The sequence below is a fragment of the Streptomyces sp. genome, assembly GCF_035645055.1.
Taxonomy (GTDB): Bacteria; Actinomycetota; Actinomycetes; order Streptomycetales; family Streptomycetaceae; genus Streptomyces.
This window is the reverse complement of sequence record NZ_DASQNH010000073.1, coordinates 1-21,865: the sequence shown is the minus strand read 5'-3', so window position 1 is coordinate 21,865 and position 21,865 is coordinate 1. Positions and strand designations below refer to the sequence as shown.

The 21,865-nt window shown below is 70.7% G+C and carries 16 protein-coding genes; 9 read left to right on the top strand and 7 right to left on the bottom strand.

Annotation, left to right across the window (positions count from 1 at the left end; genetic code table 11):
• Window positions 1-12: 12 nt before the first annotated feature.
• The 4 genes from VE614_RS24000 to VE614_RS23985 all read right to left on the bottom strand — a co-directional run bounded on the left by VE614_RS24000 (window position 13) and on the right by VE614_RS23985 (window position 5,231).
• On the bottom strand, window positions 13-1,629 hold the full coding sequence (locus tag VE614_RS24000; RefSeq protein ID WP_324940867.1) for a glycerol-3-phosphate dehydrogenase/oxidase: 1,617 nt from the start codon (window positions 1,627-1,629) through the stop codon (window positions 13-15).
• Window positions 1,630-1,689: 60 nt separating this feature from the next.
• Window positions 1,690-3,228, bottom strand: coding sequence for a glycerol kinase GlpK (gene glpK / locus VE614_RS23995; protein WP_324940864.1), 1,539 nt, complete (start codon window positions 3,226-3,228; stop codon window positions 1,690-1,692).
• 63 nt (window positions 3,229-3,291) lie between these two features.
• Entirely contained in the window at window positions 3,292-4,077 is a 786-nt protein-coding gene (locus VE614_RS23990; protein WP_324940861.1) for an MIP/aquaporin family protein, read from the bottom strand.
• Between the two features lie 389 nt (window positions 4,078-4,466).
• Complete coding sequence (locus VE614_RS23985; RefSeq protein WP_324940857.1) at window positions 4,467-5,231, bottom strand: IclR family transcriptional regulator; 765 nt, start codon at window positions 5,229-5,231, stop codon at window positions 4,467-4,469.
• Window positions 5,232-5,546: 315 nt separating this feature from the next.
• Between VE614_RS23985 and metH the strand changes: the two genes are divergently transcribed.
• From metH to VE614_RS23965, 4 genes are all read left to right on the top strand, one after another.
• Window positions 5,547-9,059, top strand: coding sequence for a methionine synthase (gene metH / locus VE614_RS23980; protein WP_324940854.1), 3,513 nt, complete (start codon window positions 5,547-5,549; stop codon window positions 9,057-9,059).
• A gap of 172 nt (window positions 9,060-9,231) precedes the next feature.
• Window positions 9,232-9,933: an HAD family phosphatase gene (locus VE614_RS23975; RefSeq protein WP_324940851.1), complete on the top strand. Its 702-nt coding sequence runs from the start codon at window positions 9,232-9,234 to the stop codon at window positions 9,931-9,933.
• A gap of 424 nt (window positions 9,934-10,357) precedes the next feature.
• Window positions 10,358-11,962, top strand: coding sequence for an ABC transporter substrate-binding protein (locus VE614_RS23970; RefSeq protein ID WP_324940850.1), 1,605 nt, complete (start codon window positions 10,358-10,360; stop codon window positions 11,960-11,962).
• A gap of 68 nt (window positions 11,963-12,030) precedes the next feature.
• The gene (locus VE614_RS23965; RefSeq protein ID WP_324940847.1) at window positions 12,031-13,611 is read left to right on the top strand and encodes an ABC transporter substrate-binding protein; all 1,581 of its coding nucleotides are present in this window, start codon (window positions 12,031-12,033) and stop codon (window positions 13,609-13,611) included.
• 82 nt (window positions 13,612-13,693) lie between these two features.
• On the opposite strand, the gene VE614_RS23960 is transcribed toward VE614_RS23965, so the two are convergent.
• Both VE614_RS23960 and VE614_RS23955 read right to left on the bottom strand, forming a co-directional pair.
• Window positions 13,694-14,365 (bottom strand): response regulator, encoded by a 672-nt coding sequence (locus tag VE614_RS23960; protein ID WP_073942070.1) that lies wholly within the window; start codon window positions 14,363-14,365, stop codon window positions 13,694-13,696.
• A gap of 14 nt (window positions 14,366-14,379) precedes the next feature.
• The gene (locus VE614_RS23955; protein ID WP_324940844.1) at window positions 14,380-15,342 is read right to left on the bottom strand and encodes a RecB family exonuclease; all 963 of its coding nucleotides are present in this window, start codon (window positions 15,340-15,342) and stop codon (window positions 14,380-14,382) included.
• 173 nt (window positions 15,343-15,515) lie between these two features.
• Here VE614_RS23955 and VE614_RS23950 point away from each other — a divergent pair, with 173 nt between their 5' ends.
• The 3 genes from VE614_RS23950 (at window position 15,516) to VE614_RS23940 (ending at window position 19,145) form a co-directional block, all read left to right on the top strand.
• Window positions 15,516-17,396 (top strand): site-2 protease family protein, encoded by a 1,881-nt coding sequence (locus tag VE614_RS23950; RefSeq protein WP_324940840.1) that lies wholly within the window; start codon window positions 15,516-15,518, stop codon window positions 17,394-17,396.
• A 58-nt stretch (window positions 17,397-17,454) separates the two neighbouring features.
• Window positions 17,455-18,357 carry a tRNA (adenine-N1)-methyltransferase gene (locus tag VE614_RS23945; protein WP_324940837.1) on the top strand — a complete coding sequence of 301 codons (903 nt, stop codon included), beginning with the start codon at window positions 17,455-17,457 and terminating at the stop codon, window positions 18,355-18,357.
• A gap of 212 nt (window positions 18,358-18,569) precedes the next feature.
• A complete protein-coding gene (locus VE614_RS23940) occupies window positions 18,570-19,145 on the top strand; it encodes a hypothetical protein (protein WP_324940834.1) in 576 nt (191 codons plus the stop codon).
• 57 nt (window positions 19,146-19,202) lie between these two features.
• Here the strand turns inward: VE614_RS23940 and VE614_RS23935 are convergent, their stop codons facing one another.
• Window positions 19,203-19,508: a ferredoxin gene (locus tag VE614_RS23935; protein WP_324940831.1), complete on the bottom strand. Its 306-nt coding sequence runs from the start codon at window positions 19,506-19,508 to the stop codon at window positions 19,203-19,205.
• A gap of 245 nt (window positions 19,509-19,753) precedes the next feature.
• Here VE614_RS23935 and arc point away from each other — a divergent pair, with 245 nt between their 5' ends.
• Both arc and VE614_RS23925 read left to right on the top strand, forming a co-directional pair.
• Complete coding sequence (gene arc / locus VE614_RS23930) at window positions 19,754-21,520, top strand: proteasome ATPase (protein WP_324940828.1); 1,767 nt, start codon at window positions 19,754-19,756, stop codon at window positions 21,518-21,520.
• Between the two features lie 21 nt (window positions 21,521-21,541).
• Window positions 21,542-21,865 (top strand): proteasome accessory factor PafA2 family protein (locus tag VE614_RS23925; protein ID WP_324940826.1); only part of this gene is annotated, 324 nt, incomplete at its 3' end.

Here is a 21,865-nt window from a genome sequence, read left to right as displayed (position 1 = left end):
CCGGCACGAGGCCTACTTCTCGTCGAGCAGGTCCTGGACCTTCGCGCGGACCTCGTCCGTGGCCAGGCCGCGGATGGTCAGCGTGGTACGGCGGCGCAGCACGTCGTCCGCGGTCTCCGCCCACTCGTGGTCGCGGGCCCAGACGACCTGCGCCCAGATCTCCGGGGCGTCCGGGTGGACACGCCGGGCCAGCTCCGGGTTGTCGTTGGCGAGGCGGGCGATGTCGAAGGCCAGCGAGCCGTAGTGGGTGGCCAGGTGCCTGGCGGTGTCGGCCGCCATGCGCGGGCCCGGCGCCGGGCCGTCGACCAGCAGCCGGTGGGCGACCGCGCGCGGGTTGGCGACACCCGGCAGCGGCAGCTTCTTCGGCAGCGACGCGATCGGCTCGAAGTCCTCGCCCAGCGGGTGGCCCGGCAGCGCCTCCAGCTTCTTCATCACCGTACGGCCGATGTGCCGGAAGGTGGTCCACTTGCCGCCCGCGACGGACAGCATGCCGCCCCGGCCCTCGGTGACGACCGTCTCGCGCTTGGCCTTCGCGGTGTCGCCGGGGCCGCCCGGCAGCACCCGCAGGCCGGCGAACGCGTAGGTGATCAGGTCGCGGTCCAGCTGCTGGTCGCGAATGGAGAACGCGGCCTCGTCGAGGATCTGGGCTATGTCCTTGTCGTTGACCGCGACGTCCGCCGGGTCACCCTCGAACTCCTCGTCCGTGGTGCCCAGCAGGAGCATGTCCTCCCAGGGGAGGGCGAAGGTGATGCGGTACTTGTCGATCGGGGTGGCGAGCGCGGCCTTCCACGGGGAGGTCCGCTTCAGGACCAGATGCGCGCCCTTCGACAGACGGATCGACGGCGCGGCCTTCGGGTCCTCCATCCGGCGCAGGTGGTCCACCCACGGTCCGGTCGCGTTCAGCACCAGACGGGCGTCGACGCCGAACTCGTCACCGGACAGGCGGTCCTTCAGCTCGGCACCCGTCACCCGGCCCTTGGTGAAGCGCAGGCCGGTGACCTCGGCGTGGTTGAGGACGACCGCACCCGCCTCGACGGCCGCGCGGACCGTCATCAGCGCCATACGGGCGTCGTTCATCTGGTCGTCGCCGTACACGGCCACGGCCTTCAGATTCTCGGTGCGCAGCTCGGGCACGTCCGCCGCGGCCTTCGCGGGGCTCAGCAGGTGACCCACGCCGTCGCCGAAGGCCGACAGCATCGAGTACGCGAAGACACCGGCCCCGAGCTTCGCGGCGCCGTGCGGCCCGCCCTTGTACACGGGGAGGTAGAAGGTGAGCGGGTTCGCCAGGTGGGGGGCCACCTGGCGGGAGACCGCACGGCGCTCGAAGTGGTTCTCCGCCACCAGCTTCACCGCGCCGGTCTGCAGGTAGCGCAGACCGCCGTGGAGCAGCTTGGAGGAGGCGGAGGAGGTGGCACCGGCGAAGTCGCCGGCGTCGACCAGGGCCACCCTGAGCCCGGACTGCGCGGCGTGCCAGGCGGTGGAGATGCCCAGGATGCCGCCACCGATCACAAGAAGGTCGTACGACGCCTTGGCGAGCCGTTCCCGGGTCTCGGCACGGCCCGGGTTCGAGCCGGAAGCCGGGCGCGTACCGAGGGCGGGCACGGACTGCAGGGTGGACTGACTGGTCATGTCGGGTTCTTACTCCTCATCAGAGCTCGGCTGAGAACTCGCTCCCGAGCCGGGGTCGGGTCAGTTCTCGTCCTCGAGCCAGCCCATGGTCCGTTCGACGGCCTTGAGCCAGTTCTTGTACTCACGGGCGCGGGTCTCCGCGTCCATGCGGGGGGTCCACTCGGCGGCCCGCCGCCAGTTGGCGCGCAGGTCGTCGGTGCTGTTCCAGAAGCCGACGGCGAGACCGGCGGCGTAGGCGGCGCCCAGGCAGGTGGTCTCGGCCACCATCGGGCGCACCACGGGGGCGTCCACGAAGTCGGCGAGGGTCTGCATCAGCAGGTTGTTGGAGGTCATGCCGCCGTCGACCTTGAGGGCGGCCAGCTCGACGCCGGAGTCCTTGGTCATGGCGTCCGCGATCTCGCGGGTCTGCCAGGCGGTGGCCTCCAGGACGGCACGGGCCAGGTGCGCCTTGGTGACGTACCGGGTCAGGCCGGCGATCACACCGCGGGCGTCGGAGCGCCAGTACGGGGCGAACAGACCGGAGAAGGCGGGCACGAAGTAGGCGCCGCCGTTGTCCTCGACCGACAGCGCGAGCGTCTCGATCTCGGCGGCGGTGGAGATCAGGCCCATCTGGTCGCGCATCCACTGCACCAGGGAGCCGGTGACGGCGATCGAGCCCTCCAGGGCGTAGACCGGCTTCTGCTCGCCGATCTGGTAGCCGACGGTCGTCAGCAGGCCGCTGTAGGAGTTGATGAGCTTGTCACCGGTGTTCATCACCATGAAGGTGCCGGTGCCGTACGTCGACTTGGTCTCGCCCTCGGAGAAGCAGGTCTGGCCGAACAGGGCCGCCTGCTGGTCGCCGAGCGCGGAGGCGACCGGGATGCCGCCGAGCAGCTCGCCGAGGCGGCCGCCGGTGATCTCGCCGTACACCTCGGCGGAGGAGCGGATCTCCGGGAGCATCGCGACCGGGACCCCGATGGACTCGGCGATCTTCGCGTCCCACTGCATGGTGTGCAGGTTCATCAGCATGGTGCGGGAGGCGTTGGTGACGTCCGTGACGTGCTTGCCGCCGTCGACACCGCCGGTCAGGTTCCAGATGACCCAGGTGTCCATGGTGCCGAAGAGGATGTCGCCGGCCTCGGCGCGCTCGCGCAGGCCCTCGACGTTGTCCAGCAGCCAGCGGGCCTTGGGGCCGGCGAAGTAGGAGGCCAGCGGCAGGCCGGTCTCGCGGCGGAAGCGGTCCTGGCCGACGTTGCGGCCCAGCTCCTTGCAGAGGGCGTCGGTGCGGGTGTCCTGCCAGACGATGGCGTTGTGGACCGGCTCACCGGTGTTCCTGTCCCACAGCACGGTGGTCTCGCGCTGGTTGGTGATGCCGATGGCCTTGATGTCGTCGCGGGTGATGCCGGCCTTCTCGATGGCTCCGGCGACGACTTCCTGGACGTTGGTCCAGATCTCGGTGGCGTTGTGCTCGACCCAGCCCGGCTTGGGGAAGATCTGCTCGTGCTCCTTCTGGTCGACGGAGACGATACGGCCGTCCCGGTCGAAGACGATGCAGCGCGAGGAGGTCGTGCCCTGGTCGATGGCGGCGATGAACGGGCCGGCGGTGTGCGCGTCGGTCACGGTGTGCTCCTGGGGATTCACGGAAACGGTCTGCTGTGGTGCGCTGATGCTTCAGCGGAAGCTCTAGACGAAAGCCAGCTTGTACAGGCCTGCCGCGATCGCGCCGCCGATCAGCGGACCGACGACCGGGATCCAGGCGTAGCCCCAGTCGGAGCCGCCCTTGTTCGGCAGGGGGAGCAGCGCGTGCACGATGCGCGGGCCGAGGTCGCGCGCCGGGTTGATGGCGTATCCCGTGGGACCGCCCAGCGAGAGACCGATGGCGACCACGACGAGCGCGGTGATCAGCGCGCCGAGGGTGCCGAGGCCGTTGCCGTTGTCGTTGAGGCCCTGGGTGAGGACCGCGAGGACGAGCACGAAGGTGCCGATGATCTCGGTGGCGAGGTTCATCGCCACGTTGCGGATCTCGGGGCCGGTGGAGAAGACGCCGAGGACCGGGCCGGCCTGGGCCTCCCGCGCCTCGACGGCCTTGGTGGACTGGGTGCCCGGGCCGACGATCTCGCGGTCCGTGAGGTGGGCGTGGAACTGGCCGTAGTACGCCACCCAGGCGAGGGCGGCACCGATCATGGCGCCGAGCAGCTGTCCCGCGAAGTAGGTGGGGACGTTGCTCCAGTCGTTGTCCTTGATGGCGATACCGAGCGTGACGGCCGGGTTCAGATGGGCGCCGGAAAGGGGCGCCGAGATGTAGACCGCCGTGAGCACCGCGAAACCCCACCCGAAGGTGATGGCGAGCCAGCCGGCGTTACGGGCCTTGGAGGCCTTCAGCACGACGGCGGCGACAACGCCGGCGCCGAGCAGGATGAGTATGGCGGTACCGATGGTCTCGCCGATGAAGATGTCGGAGCTGGACACCCGCGACTCCTTTGTCCTTCGTCCAGGGGAAGCCGAACCCCGTGTCCCTACGGAGGTTCCGCGCCCTCGGGGATGAGAGCGATGCCGGCCCTTGGCGTTGTGACACTCTAGCGCGTATTGCCGGTAGGTGTTCGACAATGCCGACCGATGGACGGGAGTCTTGTCGGGCGGTCGCACTGCGTCAAGGGTTCCGTTATCGAAAATACGATCGTTATTGATCGCGGTGGGTTATGGATCTTCGATACCGCGTCGGGCGGAGGATGTGCCCGATTTGTCCGTACCTGTTCGATCTCAGGGTACGGCGATCACCGGAACGCCGTCCGGCGTCCCGGTGAGCTTTGAGCTTTGCCGTACCGGCCCGTCAGGCGCCCCGCGCCCCGGCCGTGCGCTCAGAAGCGGCCCGCGCCCAGATCCCGCGACACCGCGCGGGCGCAGTCCCGCACCGCGGCGATCAGTTCCGGGCGCAGTTCCCCGTCCCGGCACACCCGCTCCACCGCGCCGGTGATGCCGACCGCGCCGACCGGCATCCGGCGCCGGTCGTGGATCGGGGCGGCGATCGAGGCCACGCCCTCCCAGGTCTCCTCCACGTCGGCCGCGTAGCCACGCGCGCGCGTGAGGTCGAGGATCTGCTCGAAGGGGACCAGGTCGCTGACGGTGTGGTCCGTGAAGGCCTTGCGGTCGGCCTCGACGGCCTCGCTGTGGGCGACCGGGTCGTACGCCGACAGGACCTTGCCGAGCGCCGTGGAGTGCAGCGGCTGCATGGCGCCGATCTCCAGCACCTGCCGGCTGTCGTCCGGGCGGAAGACGTGGTGGACGATCAGCACGCCCTGCTGGTGCAGCACGCCCAGATAGACGCTCTCGCCGCTGGAGCGGGCCAGATCGTCCGTCCAGACCAGGGCGCGGGCCCGCAGCTCGTGCACGTCCAGATAGGTGGTGCCCAGGCGCAGCAGCTCCGCGCCCAGCTGATAGCGCCCGGAGGCCTCGTCCTGCTCCACGAAGCCCTCCTGCTGGAGGGTGCGCAGGATGCCGTGCGCGGTGCCCTTGGCGAGACCGAGGGCCGAGGCGATGTCCGACAGGCCCAGCCGCCGCTCGCCGCCCGCGAGCAGTCGCAGCATCGCGGCCGCCCGCTCGAGCGACTGGATGTTCCGTGCCATCGCCGTCCTGCCTCCGTCCCCTTCGACCGTCGAGCGGCGACGTCGCTGCCGCCGTTCGGCAATGTCGAACACTACCGGTCGATGCCGACCTCCCGCTAATGGTTGGTCGCCGACTGTTCTCCCTCAGTCCACCGCGATGGCCGAAACCCGGCGGCCGGTGCTCCGCTCGCCCTCCTCGTCCGCCTCGTGGACGCCCCTGACCATAGGCCCCCGCCGCCGGTTACCCTGACGGCGTGCGCCCGCCCCGGGACGGCCCCCCGCCGTGCCCGGAGGTGACGCAAAGCCGACAGCCGTCGCATCTCAGGGAGCCCTTACATGGCCTCGTTGCCGCCGACCCCTACCGCCGACAGCCGGACCCGTGCGTCCGCGCTCCGAGAGGCACTCGCCACCCGTGTGGTGGTCGCCGACGGAGCCATGGGCACCATGCTCCAGGCCCAGGAACCCACTCTCGAGGACTTCCAGAACCTCGAGGGGTGCAACGAGGTCCTGAACGTCACCCGGCCCGACATCGTCCGCTCCGTCCACGACGCCTACTTCGCGGTCGGCGTGGACTGCGTGGAGACCAACACCTTCGGCGCCAACCTCACCGCCGCGGCGGAGTACGACATCGCCGAGCGGGTCCTCGAACTGTCCGAGGCCGGAGCCCGCATCGCCCGCGAGTCCGCCGACGCGCACACCGCCCGCGACGGACGGCAGCGCTGGGTGCTCGGCTCCATGGGCCCCGGCACCAAGCTGCCCACCCTCGGCCACACCACCTTCGGCGCGATCCGCGACGCCTACCAGCAGAACGCCGAGGGCCTCCTCGCCGGCGGCGCCGACGCGCTGATCGTCGAGACCACCCAGGACCTGCTCCAGACCAAGGCCTCGGTGATCGCCGCCCGGCGCGCCATGGCGGTCGCCGGATACGACGTCCCGCTGATCGTCTCGGTGACGGTGGAGACCACCGGCACCATGCTGCTCGGCTCGGAGATCGGCGCCGCGCTGACCGCGCTGGAGCCGCTGGGCATCGACATGATCGGCCTGAACTGCGCGACCGGCCCCGCCGAGATGAGCGAGCACCTGCGCCATCTCTCCCGGCACGCCCGCGTCCCGCTGTCCTGCATGCCGAACGCCGGCCTGCCCGAGCTGACCAAGGACGGGGCCTACTACCCGCTCACCGCCCCGGAGCTGGCGGACGCCCAGGAGAACTTCGTCCGCGACTACGGCCTGTCCCTGGTCGGCGGCTGCTGCGGTACGACGCCGGAGCACCTGCGCCAGGTGGCGGAGCGCGTCCACGGCCTGCGGCCGGTCGAGCGGGACCCGCGCCCCGAGCCGGGCGCCGCCTCGCTGTACCAGTCGGTGCCGTTCCGCCAGGACACCGCCTACCTGGCGATCGGCGAGCGCACCAACGCCAACGGCTCCAAGAAGTTCCGCGAGGCCATGCTGGCCGGCCGCTGGGACGACTGCGTGGAGATGGCCCGGGAGCAGATCCGCGAGGGCGCGCACATGCTCGACCTGTGCGTGGACTACGTCGGCCGGGACGGCGTCGCCGACATGGAGCAGCTGGCCGGCCGGTTCGCGACCGCCTCCACCCTGCCGATCGTGCTGGACTCCACCGAGGTCGACGTGATCCGGGCGGGCCTGGAGAAGCTGGGCGGCCGCGCGGTGATCAACTCGGTGAACTACGAGGACGGCGACGGCCCCGAGTCCCGGTTCGCCCAGGTCACCCGGCTGGCCCGGGAGCACGGCGCCGCGCTGATCGCCCTCACCATCGACGAGGAGGGCCAGGCCCGTACGCCGGAGAAGAAGGTCGAGATCGCCGAACGGCTGATCGCCGACCTCACCGGCAACTGGGGCATCCACGAGGAGGACATCCTCATCGACACCCTGACCTTCACCATCTGCACCGGTCAGGAGGAGTCCCGCGGGGACGGCATCGCCACCATCGAGGCGATCCGCGAGCTCAAGCGCCGCCACCCGAACGTGCAGACCACCCTCGGGCTGTCGAACATCTCCTTCGGTCTGAACCCGGCCGCCCGCATCCTGCTGAACTCCGTCTTCCTCGACGAGTGCGTCAAGGCCGGCCTGGACTCGGCGATCGTGCACGCGTCGAAGATCCTCCCGATCGCCCGCTTCGACGAGGAGCAGGTGCAGACGGCGCTGGACCTGATCTACGACCGCCGCGCCGAGGGCTACGACCCGCTGCAGAAGCTCATGCAGCTGTTCGAGGGCGCCACCGCCAAGTCGCTCAAGGCCGGCAAGGCGGAGGAGCTGGCCGCGCTGCCGCTGGAGGAGCGCCTCAAGCGCCGCATCATCGACGGCGAGCGCAACGGCCTGGAGAAGGACCTCGACGAGGCGCTGGAGAGCCGGCCGGCGCTGGAGATCGTCAACGAGACGCTGCTGGACGGCATGAAGGTGGTCGGCGAGCTGTTCGGCTCCGGCCAGATGCAGCTGCCGTTCGTGCTCCAGTCCGCGGAGGTCATGAAGGCGGCCGTGGCCCACCTGGAGCCGCACATGGAGAAGACCGACGAGGGCGGCAAGGGCACCATCGTGCTCGCCACCGTGCGCGGCGACGTCCACGACATCGGCAAGAACCTCGTCGACATCATCCTGTCCAACAACGGCTACAACGTCGTCAACCTCGGCATCAAGCAGCCGGTCTCCGCGATCCTGGACGCCGCCGCCGAGCACAAGGCCGACGTGATCGGCATGTCCGGGCTCCTGGTCAAGTCCACGGTGATCATGAAGGAGAACCTGGAGGAGCTGAACGCCCGCGGCCTGGCCGCCAGCTACCCCGTCATCCTCGGCGGCGCCGCCCTCACCCGGGCCTACGTCGAACAGGACCTGCACGAGATCTACGAGGGCGAGGTCCGCTACGCCCGCGACGCCTTCGAGGGCCTGCGCCTGATGGACGCCCTCATCGGCGTCAAGCGGGGCGTGCCCGGTGCCAAGCTGCCCGAGCTGAAGCAGCGCCGGGTGCGCGCGGCGACCGTGCAGGCCGAGGAGCGCCCGGAGGAGGGGCACGTCCGCTCCGACGTCGCCACCGACAACCCGGTGCCCGCCCCGCCCTTCTGGGGCACCCGCGTCGTCAAGGGCATCCAGCTCAAGGAGTACGCGAGCTGGCTGGACGAGGGCGCGCTGTTCAAGGGCCAGTGGGGTCTGAAGCAGGCCCGCACCGGCCAGGGGCCGACGTACGAGGAACTGGTCGAGACCGAGGGCCGCCCGCGGCTGCGCGGCCTGCTGGACAAGCTCCAGGCGGAGAACCTGCTGGAGGCGGCCGTCGTCTACGGCTACTTCCCGTGCGTCTCCAAGGACGACGACCTGATCATCCTCGACGACGCCGGCAACGAGCGCACGCGGTTCACCTTCCCGCGCCAGCGCCGCGGCCGCCGGCTGTGCCTGGCCGACTTCTTCCGCCCGGAGGAGTCGGGCGAGCGGGACGTCGTGGGCCTCCAGGTGGTGACCGTCGGCTCCCGGATCGGCGAGGAGACGGCGAAGCTCTTCGCCTCCGACGCCTATCGCGACTACCTCGAACTGCACGGCCTGTCCGTGCAGTTGGCCGAGGCGCTGGCCGAGTACTGGCACGCCCGGGTCCGTTCCGAGCTGGGCTTCGCCGGGGAGGAGCCGGCCGGCATCGAGGACATGTTCGCCCTGAAGTACCGCGGCGCCCGCTTCTCCCTCGGCTACGGCGCCTGCCCCGACCTGGAGGACCGCGCCAAGATCGCGGAGCTGCTCCAGCCGGAGCGCATCGGCGTGCACCTCTCGGAGGAGTTCCAGCTGCACCCCGAGCAGTCGACGGACGCCATCGTCATCCACCACCCCGAGGCCAAGTACTTCAACGCGCGCTGAGGCCCGCCCGGGCGGGGCGCCGGCGCCGCCCGGGCGCTCGCCGGCGGCTGCCCCGCCGTCCGCCTGTTTGAACGAGGCGGTTCGTCCGCGTACGTCGTACACTGGTCGGTCCACCGCAGGCCGGTTCCCCGCACGGGAACCGGCCTGATCGTCCCTCAAGGAGGTATGCCGGATGACGACCACCGTCCCCGCGCTCGGCACCCGTACGGCCGAAGGCTCCGCCCTCCAGGCCGTGCTCCTCGACATGGACGGGACCCTGGTGGACACCGAGGGCTTCTGGTGGGACGTCGAGGTCGAGGTCTTCGCCGGGCTCGGGCACACCCTCGACGACTCCTGGCGCCATGTCGTGGTCGGCGGCCCCATGAGCCGCAGCGCGGGGTTCCTCATCGAGGCCACGGGGGCGGACATCACCCTGGCCGAACTCACCGTCCTGCTCAACCAGGGGTTCGAGGACCGGATCGACCGCGCGCTGCCGGTGATGCCCGGGGCCGCCCGGCTGCTGGCCGAGCTGGCCGCGTACGAGATCCCCACGGCCCTGGTCTCCGCCTCCCACCGGCGCATCATCGACCGGGTGCTCGCCTCGCTCGGCCCCCAGCACTTCGCCCTCACCGTGGCCGGTGACGAGGTGCCGCGCACCAAGCCGCACCCCGACCCGTATCTGCTGGCCGCCGCCGGACTGGGTGCGGATCCGGCCAGATGCGCGGTCGTCGAGGACACGGCGACCGGCGTCGCCGCGGCCGAGGCCGCCGGCTGCCGTGTGGTCGCGGTGCCGTCCGTCGCGCCCATCGCCCCCGCCGCCCGGCGCACCGTGGTGTCCTCCCTGGAAGAGGTGGACCTCGCATTTCTGCGTGGGCTGATGACGGAAATGCGCTAGCTCTTCACCCACCGTGCAGCACCCATTGGCCCGGAATTCATCGAACGCGCACCCGAGGAAATTCGAACCGCTCGGGATGGCCGAATTCCGGCGCCCTCGCCCCCCGTTGGCCATGTGACGTTCGCCACGCCGATGTGGCCGGGTGTGCCATCCCTCGGGGGATCGTTGCCCGCTTCCTGCGGGTTGGGCCGTGTCCTTGTGTCCCGATTGATGGACCGCTGGCATGAATCCTTCCGCTGTCGGGTTTTCGGTGTGTCCACGCCCGGTTTCGCTGCGTGATGGCCGTCCGGCTCCGGCACCCGCGAACGCCCCTGCGGGCGCGCACTAATCTCGTCGCGAGAACATCACCCCCTGAACCCGTGTTCCGCGGCGCCACCCCTGCATGCGGGGTACACGGACTCGACAGCTCTGGAGAAACTCGAGCATGAACCGCAAGACTTTGGTGCTGCCGGCCGTGGCCGGCCTGCTCGCGCCCGCGCTCGCCGCCTGCGGCGGGTCCGACGGCGGGAGCGGCGGCGGCGACGCGATCGCCGTCGGCACCACGGACCGGTTCATCGCCTCGAACGACGCCCCCGCGCCCCTCGACCCGGCCTACGCCTACGACGTCGGCACCTGGAACGTGCTGCGCCAGACCGTGCAGACGCTGATGATCCAGCCGCGCGGCGAGGGCGAGCCCGTCCCCGAGGCCGCCGAGAGCTGCGGCTTCACCGACACCGGCAACGAGCGCTACTCCTGCCGGCTGCGCGACGACCTGACCTTCGCGGGCGGTGACCCGGTCACCGCGGCCGACGTGAAGTACTCCATCGACCGCGCCCGTTCCCTCAAGGCCGACAGCGGTGTCTTCGCCCTGCTGTCCACCATCGACACCGTCGAGACGCAGGGTGACCGCGAGGTCATCTTCCACCTCAAGACCGCGGACGCCACCTTCCCCTACAAGCTGTCCACCCCGGTCGCCGGCATCGTCAACCCTGACGACTACCCCAAGGACAAGCTGCGCGAGGGCTTCGCCGTGGACGGCTCCGGCCCGTACACCCTCGAGGCCGAGGAGAAGAACGGCCAGCTGGTCAAGGCCGTGTTCACCAAGAACCCCACGTACAAGGGCGCCTTGACGGTGAACAACGACAAGGTCGAACTGGTCTCCTACACGGACGCCGACGCCATGGGCGACGCCCTCGACAAGGGCGACATCGACCTGATGAGCCGCACCATGACGCCGCAGCAGATCCAGCAGCTGGCCACCGACGCCCCCGAGGGCGTCGACCTCGTCGACATGCCCGGCCTGGAGATCCGCTACCTGGCCTTCAACACCGACGCTCCCGCCGTGCGCAGCAAGGCCGTACGCCAGGCCATGGCCCAGGTCGTCAACCGCGGTGAGATCCTGTCCAAGGTCTACGGCTCCCAGGCCGAGCCGCTGTACTCGCTGGTCCCGGCCACCATCACGGGCCACTCCAACGCCTTCTTCAACGAGTACGGTGACCCGAGCGTCGCCAAGGCCCGTGCCACCCTCGCCAAGGCCGACATCAGCACCCCGGTCAAGCTGACACTGCACTACACCACCGACCACTACGGCTCGGCGACCAAGCAGGAGTTCGAGCTGCTGCGTGAGCAGCTCAACGACAGCGGCCTGTTCGACGTCGACATCCAGGGCGCCCCCTGGTCGACCTTCCGCCCCGCCGGGCAGAAGGGCGAGTACGAGGTCTACGGCATGGGCTGGTTCCCGGACTTCCCCGACGCCGACAACTTCCTCGCGCCCTTCCTCGACAAGGACAACTTCCTCGGCTCGCCGTACGCCAACAGCCGGATCCGCAACAGCCTGATCCCGCAGTCCCGCCGCGAGGCGGACCGGATCGGCGCCGCGGACAGCCTGACCGAGATCCAGGACGCCGTCGCCGAGGACGTCCCCGTGCTGCCCCTGTGGCAGGGCAAGCAGTACGTGGCCGCGCGGGACGACATCACCGGTGCCGCCTACGCGCTGAACTCCTCCTCCACCCTCCAGCTGTGGGAGCTCGGCCGCGGTGTGAGCGGCTGACATCTCCTCACCCGTGCCCGGGCGCCGCACGGACCCGGGATTTCGAGAACGACGTAAGGCACACGCACGTGAACATGCGCAAGCAGTGGCCCGTTCTGCCCCTCGTGGCGGGGCTGGCCTCCGGCCTGCTGACCGGATGCGGTTCGGAGAACGGCGAGGCGGGGGAGGGCGGCTCCTCCATCGTCATGGGAATGTCCGACGCCGTCCTGGCGACGGACCCCGCCTCCGGCTACGATCCCGGCTCCTGGCTGCTGTTCAACAACGTCTTCCAGTCCCTGCTCAGCTTCCCCAAGGGCGGCACCGAGCCGGAGCCGGAGGCCGCGCAGCAGTGCTCTTTCACGGACACCTCGACCAAGGTGTACGAGTGCACGCTCAAGGACGGGCTGAAGTTCAGCAACGGTGACCCGCTCACCTCGGAGGACGTGAAGTTCTCCTTCGAGCGCATGCTGAAGATCAACGACCCGGACGGCCCGGCGATCATGTTCCCCATGCTCGACTCGGTCGAGACGCCGGACGACAAGACCGTCGTCTTCAAGCTGAAGGTCGCCGACGCCACCTTCCCCAGCAAGATCGCCTCCGGTGCCGGCTCCATCGTCAACCACCGCGAGTACGACGGCACCAAGCTCCGCGAGGACGGCCAGGCGGTCGGCTCCGGCCCCTACAAGCTGGACTCCTTCGACAAGGACCAGGCCGCCTTCTCGGTCAACGAGCACTACAAGGGCAACGCCGAACCCGGCAACTCCGGCGTCACCATCAAGTTCTTCCACGGCGATCGCACCGCGCTGAAGCAGGCGCTGCTCGACGGCGAGATCGACATCGCCTACCGAGGCCTGAGCGCCGGCGACATCGCCGACATCCAGAAGGCCGACTCCGACGCCGGCGTCGAGGTCATCGAGGGCACCAGCGCGGAGGTCCAGCACCTGGTCTTCAACATGGACGACCCGGTCGCCGGAAAGCTCTCGGTCCGCAAGGCCATCGCCCATCTGATCGACCGGGACGCCCTCATCGAGGACGTCTACCAGGGCACCGCCACGCCGCTCTACTCGGTCATCCCGGCCGGTATCGCCGGCCACAACACGGCCTTCTTCGACACCTACGGCGCCAGCCCCTCCAAGGCCAAGGCCGCCGCGGCCCTGAGCGCCGACGACATCACCGGCAAGGTGAAGCTCACCCTCTGGTCCACGCCGTCCCGCTACGGCCCCGCCACCGACCAGGAGTTGCAGGCCATCGCCGGCCAGCTCAACGCCAGCGGCCTGTTCGAGGCCACGGTCAAGTCGGTCCCCTTCGGCCGGTACGAGAAGGACATCGAGGCCGGCAAGTACGGCGTCTACGTCAAGGGCTGGGTGCCCGACTACCCCGACGCCGACAACTTCACCGCGCCGTTCTTCGGCAAGGGCAACGTGCTCGGCAACAACTACGCCAACGACACCATCACCGGCACGCTCATCCCGCGCACGGCCGCCCAGTCGGACCGCGCGGCCACCGACAAGGACTACGGCGCGCTGCAGGACATCGTCGCCGAAGAGCTGCCCGTCCTGCCCGTCTGGCAGGCCAAGCAGTACGCGGTCGTCCGCGACGGCGTGTACGGCCTGGAGTACTGCCTGGACGCCTCGACGGTGTTCCGGTTCTGGGAGCTCAGCAAGAGCTGAGCCGAGCGGGTGCGCAGGCGAGGGGCGGCCCTTCCTCCTCCGGGAGGAAGGGCCGCCCCTCGTCGTGCCCGCGCCGTACGGCCTACTGGGCGCCGGGGCGCACCAGCCCGCTCTCGTAGGCGTACACCGCGGCCTGCACCCGGTCGCGCAACCCCAGCTTGGTCAGGACGTGCCCGACATGCGTCTTCACGGTCGTCTCGCTCACGAACAGGTCCGCGGCGATCTCGGCGTTCGACAGACCCCGCGCCACCAGCTTCAGCACCTCGACCTCGCGGTCGGTGAGGGTGTTCAGCGTGTCCGGCACGGGCTCGTCCCCGGACGGCAGATGCGTGGCGTACTTGTCGAGCAGCCGGCGCGTGATGCTCGGCGCGAGCATGGCCTCACCCGCGGCCACCACCCGGATCGCCTGCACCAGTTCATGGGCGGGCGCGTCCTTCAGCAGAAAGCCGCTGGCCCCGGCCCGCAGGGCCTCCACCACGTACTCGTCCAGGTCGAAGGTGGTCAGCACCAGCACCTTGGCCGGGCCGTCCCGCCCCGGGCCGGTGATCTGCCGGGTGGCCTCCACGCCGTCCATCCGCGGCATGCGGATGTCCATCAGAACCACATCGGGCTGCAGGGCCCGCACCTGGTCGAGGGCCTGGAGGCCGTCCCCGGCCTCGCCGACGACCGCGATGTCCTGCTCGGCCTCCAGGATCATCCGGAAGCCCGTACGCAGCAGTGGCTGGTCGTCGACCAGTAGGACACGGATGGCCACGTAAGTCTCCTTCGCTAGTCCGGCCCCATTCTGCCCTGCTCGGACGTGGCCACGGGGAGCGGGTAGGGCGGGGGAGTGCCGCCGAACTCCGGGCAGTGCGCCTGGTGGTCGCACCAGCCGCACAGCTTGGTGGGGCGCGGCCGCCAGTCACCGGTCTCGGTGGCCAGCCGGATCGCCTCCCACAGCGCCAGCAGCTTGCGCTCCACGCGCTCCAGGTCCGCCATGACCGGGTCGTACGTCAGCACGTCCCCGCTGCCGAGATAGACCAGCTGGAGGCGGCGCGGGACGATCCCCTTCAGCCGCCACACCACCAGGGCGTAGAACTTCATCTGGAACAGCGCGCCCTCGGCGTACTCCGGCCGGGGCGCCTTGCCCGTCTTGTAGTCGACGATCCGCACCTCGCCGGTGGGCGCCACGTCGACCCGGTCGATGATCCCGCGCAGCCGGAGCCCCGACTCCAGCTCCGCCTCGACGAACAGCTCCCGCTCGGCCGGCTCGAGACGGCTCGGGTCCTCCAGCGTGAACCAGCGCTCCACCAGCCGCTCCGCCTCACCGAGCCAGCGGGCCAGCCGCTCGCCCTCCGGGTCGTCGGCGAACAGCTCGGCCAGCTCCGGCCGGGACTCCCGCAGCCGGTCCCACTGACCCGGGATCAGCGACTTGGCGCGGGGCGCGGTGCGCTCCCCGGCGGGCGCGTCGAACAGCCGCTCCAGCACCGCGTGCACCAGCGTGCCCTTGGTCGCCGCCTCGCTGGGCTTCTCCGGCAGCCGGTCGATCACCCGGAACCGGTACAGCAACGGGCACTGCATGAAGTCACCGGCCCGCGAGGGGGAGAGGGAGGCGGGCGGTATGGCGCGCGGCGCGGGGATGTCCGCGGTGGTCGCCGTCGCCGTCTGCGCGGTCGTGTCGCCGGGCGTGGTCCCGGCCTCCGCCGTACCGTCGCTGGGGGCCTCCGTCATGCCCTCGGTGCTCGTCTCCATGTCCACAGACCTTACGGCCCGCCACCGACAGTCCCCGCCGCGGTCGTGTTCATGTCCCGGAGACCGGGGAAACTGAGGGGTGCCGAGGCGGAACGCGTCCCGACGGCCGCATACCATCGACCCGAGACCTTCCGCCCGCCAGGCGCGGGACACGCTTCGAACAAGGGGACATCGTGGACGAGAGCGGCGGGAGCGGGCAGCCGCGGTCGGGCAACGACAACTCGACCGATCACGCGCCACCGGCAGCCCCGGCCCCCCACCCCACCCCCGACCCGACGCAACCGGCCGCGGCCGGCACCGCCGGTCCCCCCGACGAACCTGCCCACCGGCAGAGGGAAGCCCCGCCCGAGCAGCCCCCGCCCGCGACCCGGGACACCGGCCCCGCCGAGCACCCCGCCGCCCCGGCGGACCAGGCTTCGGCCGCCGCCACCGCTGCCGCCCCCGACGGACAGCCCCCTCGACCGGACAGCCCGGCCCCCAGCGCCGATGCGACTCCCGGCGCCGGTGCGGCCCGCCGTCCCGGCACGGCCCCCGGCGAGGCCCCGGCCCCCGGCGCGGCCCAGGCCCCCGGCGCTTGTACGCCTTCCGCCGCCGACGGGGATCCCGGTGCCGACAAGGCTCCCGGTCCCGGCACGGCCCCCGGCCCCGACGGCTCACCTGCCGTCCCGGACTCCGGCGCCGCCACCGCACCGACCCCCCCGGCGCCGGGCCCCCGGCCCGCGGCCCGGCCGTCCCAGCTCCAGGTGCCCCGGATGCCCCAGGCGCCCCAGCCCGCCCGTCCCGACCGGCCGGTGCCCGCGGACCACCACCCGCCGACCGGTGTTCCCGGCGGCGGCCCGCACCCCGGCGACCACGACCGCACCCACGCCCACTCCGGCGCCAAAGGCGCCCCCCAGCGGCCCGAGCCCGGCGGCGGCCTGCTGATGGGGCGGCCGTTCGGCGTGCCGGTGTACGTGGCGCCCAGCTGGTTCCTCGTGGCGATCCTGATCACCTGGGTGTTCGGCGGCCAGCTGGACCGCGTCCTGCCCGAGCTGGGCGCCGCCCGCTACCTGGTCTCGCTCTTCTTCGCGGTCGCCTTCTACGCCTCCGTCCTCGTCCACGAGCTGGCCCACACGATCGCCGCCCTCCGCTTCAAGCTCCCCGTCCGCCGCATCCAGCTCCAGTTCTTCGGTGGCGTCTCCGAGATCGAGAAGGAGGCCGAGACCCCCGGCCGGGAGTTCGTGCTCGCCTTCGTCGGCCCGCTCCTCTCCCTCGTTCTCGCCGGCGTCTTCTATCTCGCCATGCAGCCCGTCGAGCCCGGCACGGTCCCCGGCGTCCTGCTGGCCGGCCTGATGATCTCCAACCTCATCGTGGCCGCCTTCAACCTCCTGCCCGGCCTGCCGCTGGACGGCGGCCGCATGCTCCGGGCCGTCGTCTGGAAGATCACCGGCAAGCCCATGAGCGGCACCGTCGCCGCGGCCTGGATCGGCCGCGCCCTCGCCGTCTCCGTCCTGATCGGCCTGCCGCTGCTCACCCAGTCCGGCGCCCTGGGCGCCGACGCCGAGGACAACGTCGGCATGGACACCGTGCTGGACGCGCTGCTCGCCGCGATCCTCGCCGCGATCATCTGGACCGGCGCCGGCAACAGCCTGCGCGTCGCCCGGCTGCGCGAGCACCTCCCGGAGCTGCGCGCCCGCGCCCTCACCCGCCGCGCGGTCCCCGTCCGGACCGACACCCCCCTCTCCGAGGCGCTGCGCCGCGCCAACGACGCCGGGGCCCGTGCCCTGGTCGTCGTCGACGCCGACGGCACCCCGGTGTCCCTGGTCCGTGAGGCCGCCATCGTCGGCGTCCCCGAGCACCGCCGCCCCTGGGTCGCCGTCAGCGGCCTCGCCCAGGAGCTGACCGACGGGATGCGCGTCTCGGCGGAGCTGGCCGGCGAGGACCTGCTGGAGACCCTGCGCGCGCACCCCGCCACCGAATACCTGGTGGTCGAGGAGACCGGCGAGATCTACGGCGTCCTGTCCGCCGCCGACGTGGAGCGCGCCTTCGTCAAGGCGATGGCCAGGCCGAGCTGAGCGCCGCTCTGCCGAAGCGGTGGTCCGCGGCTCCGGCAAACCCCGGTAGTCTGTTCACATGTCCGAACCGACCGGTGCCGCCCGCCGCCGCGGGCCCTTCAAGGTCGGGGACCAGGTACAGCTGACCGACCCCAAGGGCCGCCACTACACGTTCACGCTCGAGGCCGGGAAGAACTTCCACACCCACAAGGGTTCCTTCCCGCACGACGAGCTGATCGGCGCTCCCGAGGGCAGCGTTGTCCGTACGACGGGGAACGTCGCCTATCTCGCGCTGCGCCCCCTGCTCCCCGACTACGTCCTGTCCATGCCCCGCGGGGCAGCCGTCGTCTACCCGAAGGACGCGGGGCAGATCCTCGCCTTCGCCGACATCTTCCCCGGCGCCCGCGTCGTGGAGGCCGGCGTCGGCTCCGGCTCGCTCAGCAGCTTCCTGCTGCGGGCCATCGGCGACCAGGGCATGCTGCACTCCTACGAGCGCCGCGAGGACTTCGCCGAGATCGCCAGGCAGAACGTGGAGCGCTACTTCGGCGGCCCGCACCCCGCCTGGCAGCTCACCGTCGGCGATCTCCAGGACAACCTGAGCGACACCGACGTCGACCGCGTCATCCTCGACATGCTCGCCCCCTGGGAGTGCCTGGAGGCCGTCTCCAAGGCACTGGTCCCCGGCGGCATCGTGTGCTGCTACGTCGCGACCACCACCCAGCTCGCCCGGACCGTCGAGTCCATCCGCGAGATCGGCTGCTTCAACGAGCCGACCGCGTGGGAGACGATGATCCGCAACTGGCACATCGAGGGCCTGGCTGTCCGCCCGGACCACCGGATGATCGGCCACACCGGCTTCCTGCTCACCGCGCGCCGCCTCGCGGACGGTGTGGAGCCGCCGATGCGCCGCCGCCGTCCCGCCAAGGGCGCCTACGGCGAGGACTACTCGGGTCCCAACGCCGACGGGGGCCCCGGCCGCTGAGGCGGTCCCGTGCCGCGCACAACGTCCCGGCGCCGCGGCCGAGTTCCCGCCCTGCGCGCGGAACCCGGCCACGGCGCCGCGCTGTTGACACCCCAGCGGCAGCCGGCCGCCGACGGCCGGAACAAGGTCCCACCCCGCCGTTCCCCCGCCCTGTGACGTGTGGCACCATGCTGGCCACCCCACCGGCACAGCCCTCACTGGAGACACTCCTAGTGCAGCAATCCGCGGTCCCGGAACTGGCACACACGCGTACCCGCCCCATCCACTGGCTGGCCACCGCCACCGCGCTCGCCGGTGTCGTGGCCCTCTCCTCGCTCCTGCAGCCGGACGCCGCCACCGCCGCCCAGAAACCGGGCCCGCGCGCCCAGTCCGCCCCCGCGGTCGCCGCGCCCGCCACCGACGGCGTGGACTTCCCCCTCGAATGCGGCCCCGTCGGGGCCGTGGTGGAGCGCGAGGCGTCCGGGGACCTCGACGGCGACGGCCGGGCGGAGACGGTCGCCGTGGTGCACTGCGACGCGGGCATCAGCACCCCGCCCGACGGCGTCTACGTCCTCACCCATGGCGTGGGCGAGGCACGCGCGCGCGTGGTGGCCACCCTGGTCGACCCCAAGGACCGCTACACGGTGGAGGACTTCGCCGTCCGCGAGGGCGCGGTCACCGCGACCCTGCTCGGCTACTCGTCGGTCGACGTGCCCACCTGCTGCCCCGACACCGAGGAGAGCCTGAAGTGGCGGTGGCGGAACGGATCGTTCGTCCGCTCGTCACCCGCGGCGGTCCGTCCTGTCTGACGGCCGCCGCCGGAGCCTTGAGAAATCCGAGAGCGGTAACGCGCCGTACGGATCAGGTCACTCTGCGTCCGGCCCGTAGACTTCGACACTGTCCGAAACCCGACGTACGTGGATGCACGCGCCGGGACACTCCTTCGCCGAGTCGATCACATCAGTGAGGAGCGGCAGCGGCACGGGCGTTGTGGCGCCGGGGGCCTGGAGCAGCTCGTCGGCGCCGCTCTTCACATAGGCCAGACCGTCGATGTCCAGCTCGAACACCTCCGGCGCGTACTGCGCGCAGATGCCGTCGCCGGTACAGAGGTCCTGATCGATCCAGACCTCCAGAGCCTCGCCGTCGACTCCGGCCTCCTGCTGCACGGTCATCTCTCCTGCCGTCTTCTGCGCCAGGCCGCACGGGAATCCGGCCAGCTCTGGCGGGTGTTGAACGCTTCGACCCTACCTCTGGCCGCTTTCCAATCGCGTTCGGTGGGTATTCCCCTGGCGTGAGGGAGAGCGCAAGGGTGAAGATCGGACACACCCCGACCGTCTTTGTGATCTAGGGGTTTCAATCGACACCCACCCAGGTAGGGTCTGGAAGCGTCCAGCTCCCCTTGGAGGAGGTGAGGACCGTGGCAGCCCACGACGACGACATGAACCGCGGCATCCGCCCGGGACGCGGGTCCGACGACCCGGCCGGGCAGATCGCCTATCTTGAGCAGGAGATCGCCGTCCTGCGACGCAAGCTCGCCGACTCTCCGCGACACACGAGGATTCTCGAAGAGCGGATCGTCGAGCTGCAGACCAACCTGGCCGGCGTGTCCGCCCAGAACGAGCGACTCGCCAATACGCTCCGTGAGGCCCGCGACCAGATCGTGGCCCTCAAGGAAGAGGTCGACCGGCTCGCACAGCCGCCGGCCGGCTTCGGTGTCTTCCTCGCGGCGAACGAGGACGGCACGGCCGACATCTTCACCGGAGGCCGGAAGCTCCGGGTGAACGTCAGCCCCAGCGTCGAGCTGGACGAGCTCCGGCGCGGCCAGGAAGTAATGCTCAACGAAGCGCTCAACGTGGTCGAGGCCATGGAGTTCGAGCGCGTCGGGGACATCGTCACCCTCAAGGAGATCCTGGAGGACGGCGAGCGCGCCCTGGTGCTCGGGCACACCGACGAGGAACGGGTGGTACGGCTCGCCGAGCCGCTGCTGGACGTCACCATCCGCCCCGGCGACGCCCTGCTGCTCGAACCCCGCTCCGGCTACGTCTACGAGGTCGTGCCCAAGAGCGAGGTCGAGGAACTCGTCCTCGAAGAGGTCCCCGACATCGGCTACGAGCAGATCGGCGGGCTCGGTGGCCAGATCGAGGCCATCCGCGACGCGGTCGAGCTCCCGTATCTCTACCCGGACCTGTTCAAGGAGCACGAACTGCGGCCGCCGAAGGGCGTCCTGCTCTACGGGCCGCCCGGATGCGGTAAGACGCTGATCGCCAAGGCCGTGGCCAACTCGCTGGCGAAGAAGGTCGCCGAGGTGACCGGCCAGGCCGCCGGCAAGAGCTTCTTCCTCAACATCAAGGGCCCCGAGCTGCTCAACAAGTACGTCGGTGAGACCGAGCGGCACATCCGGCTCGTGTTCCAGCGGGCACGGGAGAAGGCCAGCGAGGGCACGCCGGTGATCGTGTTCTTCGACGAGATGGACTCGCTGTTCCGCACCCGTGGGTCGGGCGTCTCCTCCGACGTGGAGAACACCATCGTTCCGCAGCTGCTCAGCGAGATCGACGGCGTCGAGGGACTCGAGAACGTCATCGTCATCGGCGCCTCCAACCGCGAGGACATGATCGACCCCGCGATCCTGCGACCGGGGCGGCTGGACGTGAAGATCAAGATCGAGCGGCCCGACGCGGAGTCGGCACGCGACATCTTCTCGAAGTACCTGGTGGCCGAGCTGCCGCTGCACGAGGACGACCTCGCTGAGCACGGCGGCTCGCGCGAGGCCACCGTCGCCGCGATGATCCAGCGGACGGTCGAGCGGATCTACACCGAGGAGGAGGAGAACCGCTTCCTCGAGGTGACGTACGCCAACGGCGACAAGGAGGTCCTGTACTTCAAGGACTTCAACTCCGGCGCCATGATCGAGAACATCGTGGCCCGCGCCAAGAAGATGGCCATCAAGGACTTCCTCGAGACGAGCCAGAAGGGGCTGCGGCTGCAGCACCTGATGAGCGCGTGCATCGACGAGTTCAAGGAGAACGAGGACCTCCCCAACACCACCAACCCCGACGACTGGGCCCGGATCTCCGGCAAGAAGGGGGAGCGGATCGTCTACATCCGCACCCTCGTCACCAGCACGAAGGGCTCGGAGACCGGGCGGTCCATCGACACGGTCGCGAACACCGGTCAGTACCTGTAGGCCCCCGCCTACGCTCGTGCCATGACCACCCGCCGCGTCATGGGCATCGAGACCGAGTACGGCGTGTCCGTGCCGGGCCAGCCCGCCAGCGGCGCGATGGTCGCCTCCAGCCAGGTCGTGAACGGCTACGCCAGCGGGCTGCCGGAGGGCCCCACCCGCGAGCGGCGGACGCAGTGGGACTTCGAGGAGGAGAACCCGCTGCGGGACGCGCGCGGGTTCGAGGTCGGCCTCGGCATGTCCGACCACCTGCCCGGCGAGCCCGACGACGACCTCGGCCTCGCCAACGTCGTGCTGCCGAACGGCGCACGGCTCTACGTGGACCACGCCCATCCCGAGTACTCGACC

What these genes read in the sequence shown, in the direction of transcription:
- VE614_RS23975 (WP_324940851.1), top strand. Translation starts at nt 9,232, where the DNA reads ATGACGACCACCGTCCCCGCGCTCGGCACCCGTACGGCCGAAGGCTCC.
- VE614_RS23985 (WP_324940857.1), bottom strand. Translation starts at nt 5,231, where the DNA reads ATGGCACGGAACATCCAGTCGCTCGAGCGGGCGGCCGCGATGCTGCGA.
- VE614_RS24000 (WP_324940867.1), bottom strand. Translation starts at nt 1,629, where the DNA reads ATGACCAGTCAGTCCACCCTGCAGTCCGTGCCCGCCCTCGGTACGCGC.
- VE614_RS23970 (WP_324940850.1), top strand. Translation starts at nt 10,358, where the DNA reads ATGAACCGCAAGACTTTGGTGCTGCCGGCCGTGGCCGGCCTGCTCGCG.
- VE614_RS23955 (WP_324940844.1), bottom strand. Translation starts at nt 15,342, where the DNA reads ATGGAGACGAGCACCGAGGGCATGACGGAGGCCCCCAGCGACGGTACG.
- metH (WP_324940854.1), top strand. Translation starts at nt 5,547, where the DNA reads ATGGCCTCGTTGCCGCCGACCCCTACCGCCGACAGCCGGACCCGTGCG.
- VE614_RS23945 (WP_324940837.1), top strand. Translation starts at nt 17,455, where the DNA reads ATGTCCGAACCGACCGGTGCCGCCCGCCGCCGCGGGCCCTTCAAGGTC.
- VE614_RS23935 (WP_324940831.1), bottom strand. Translation starts at nt 19,508, where the DNA reads ATGACCGTGCAGCAGGAGGCCGGAGTCGACGGCGAGGCTCTGGAGGTC.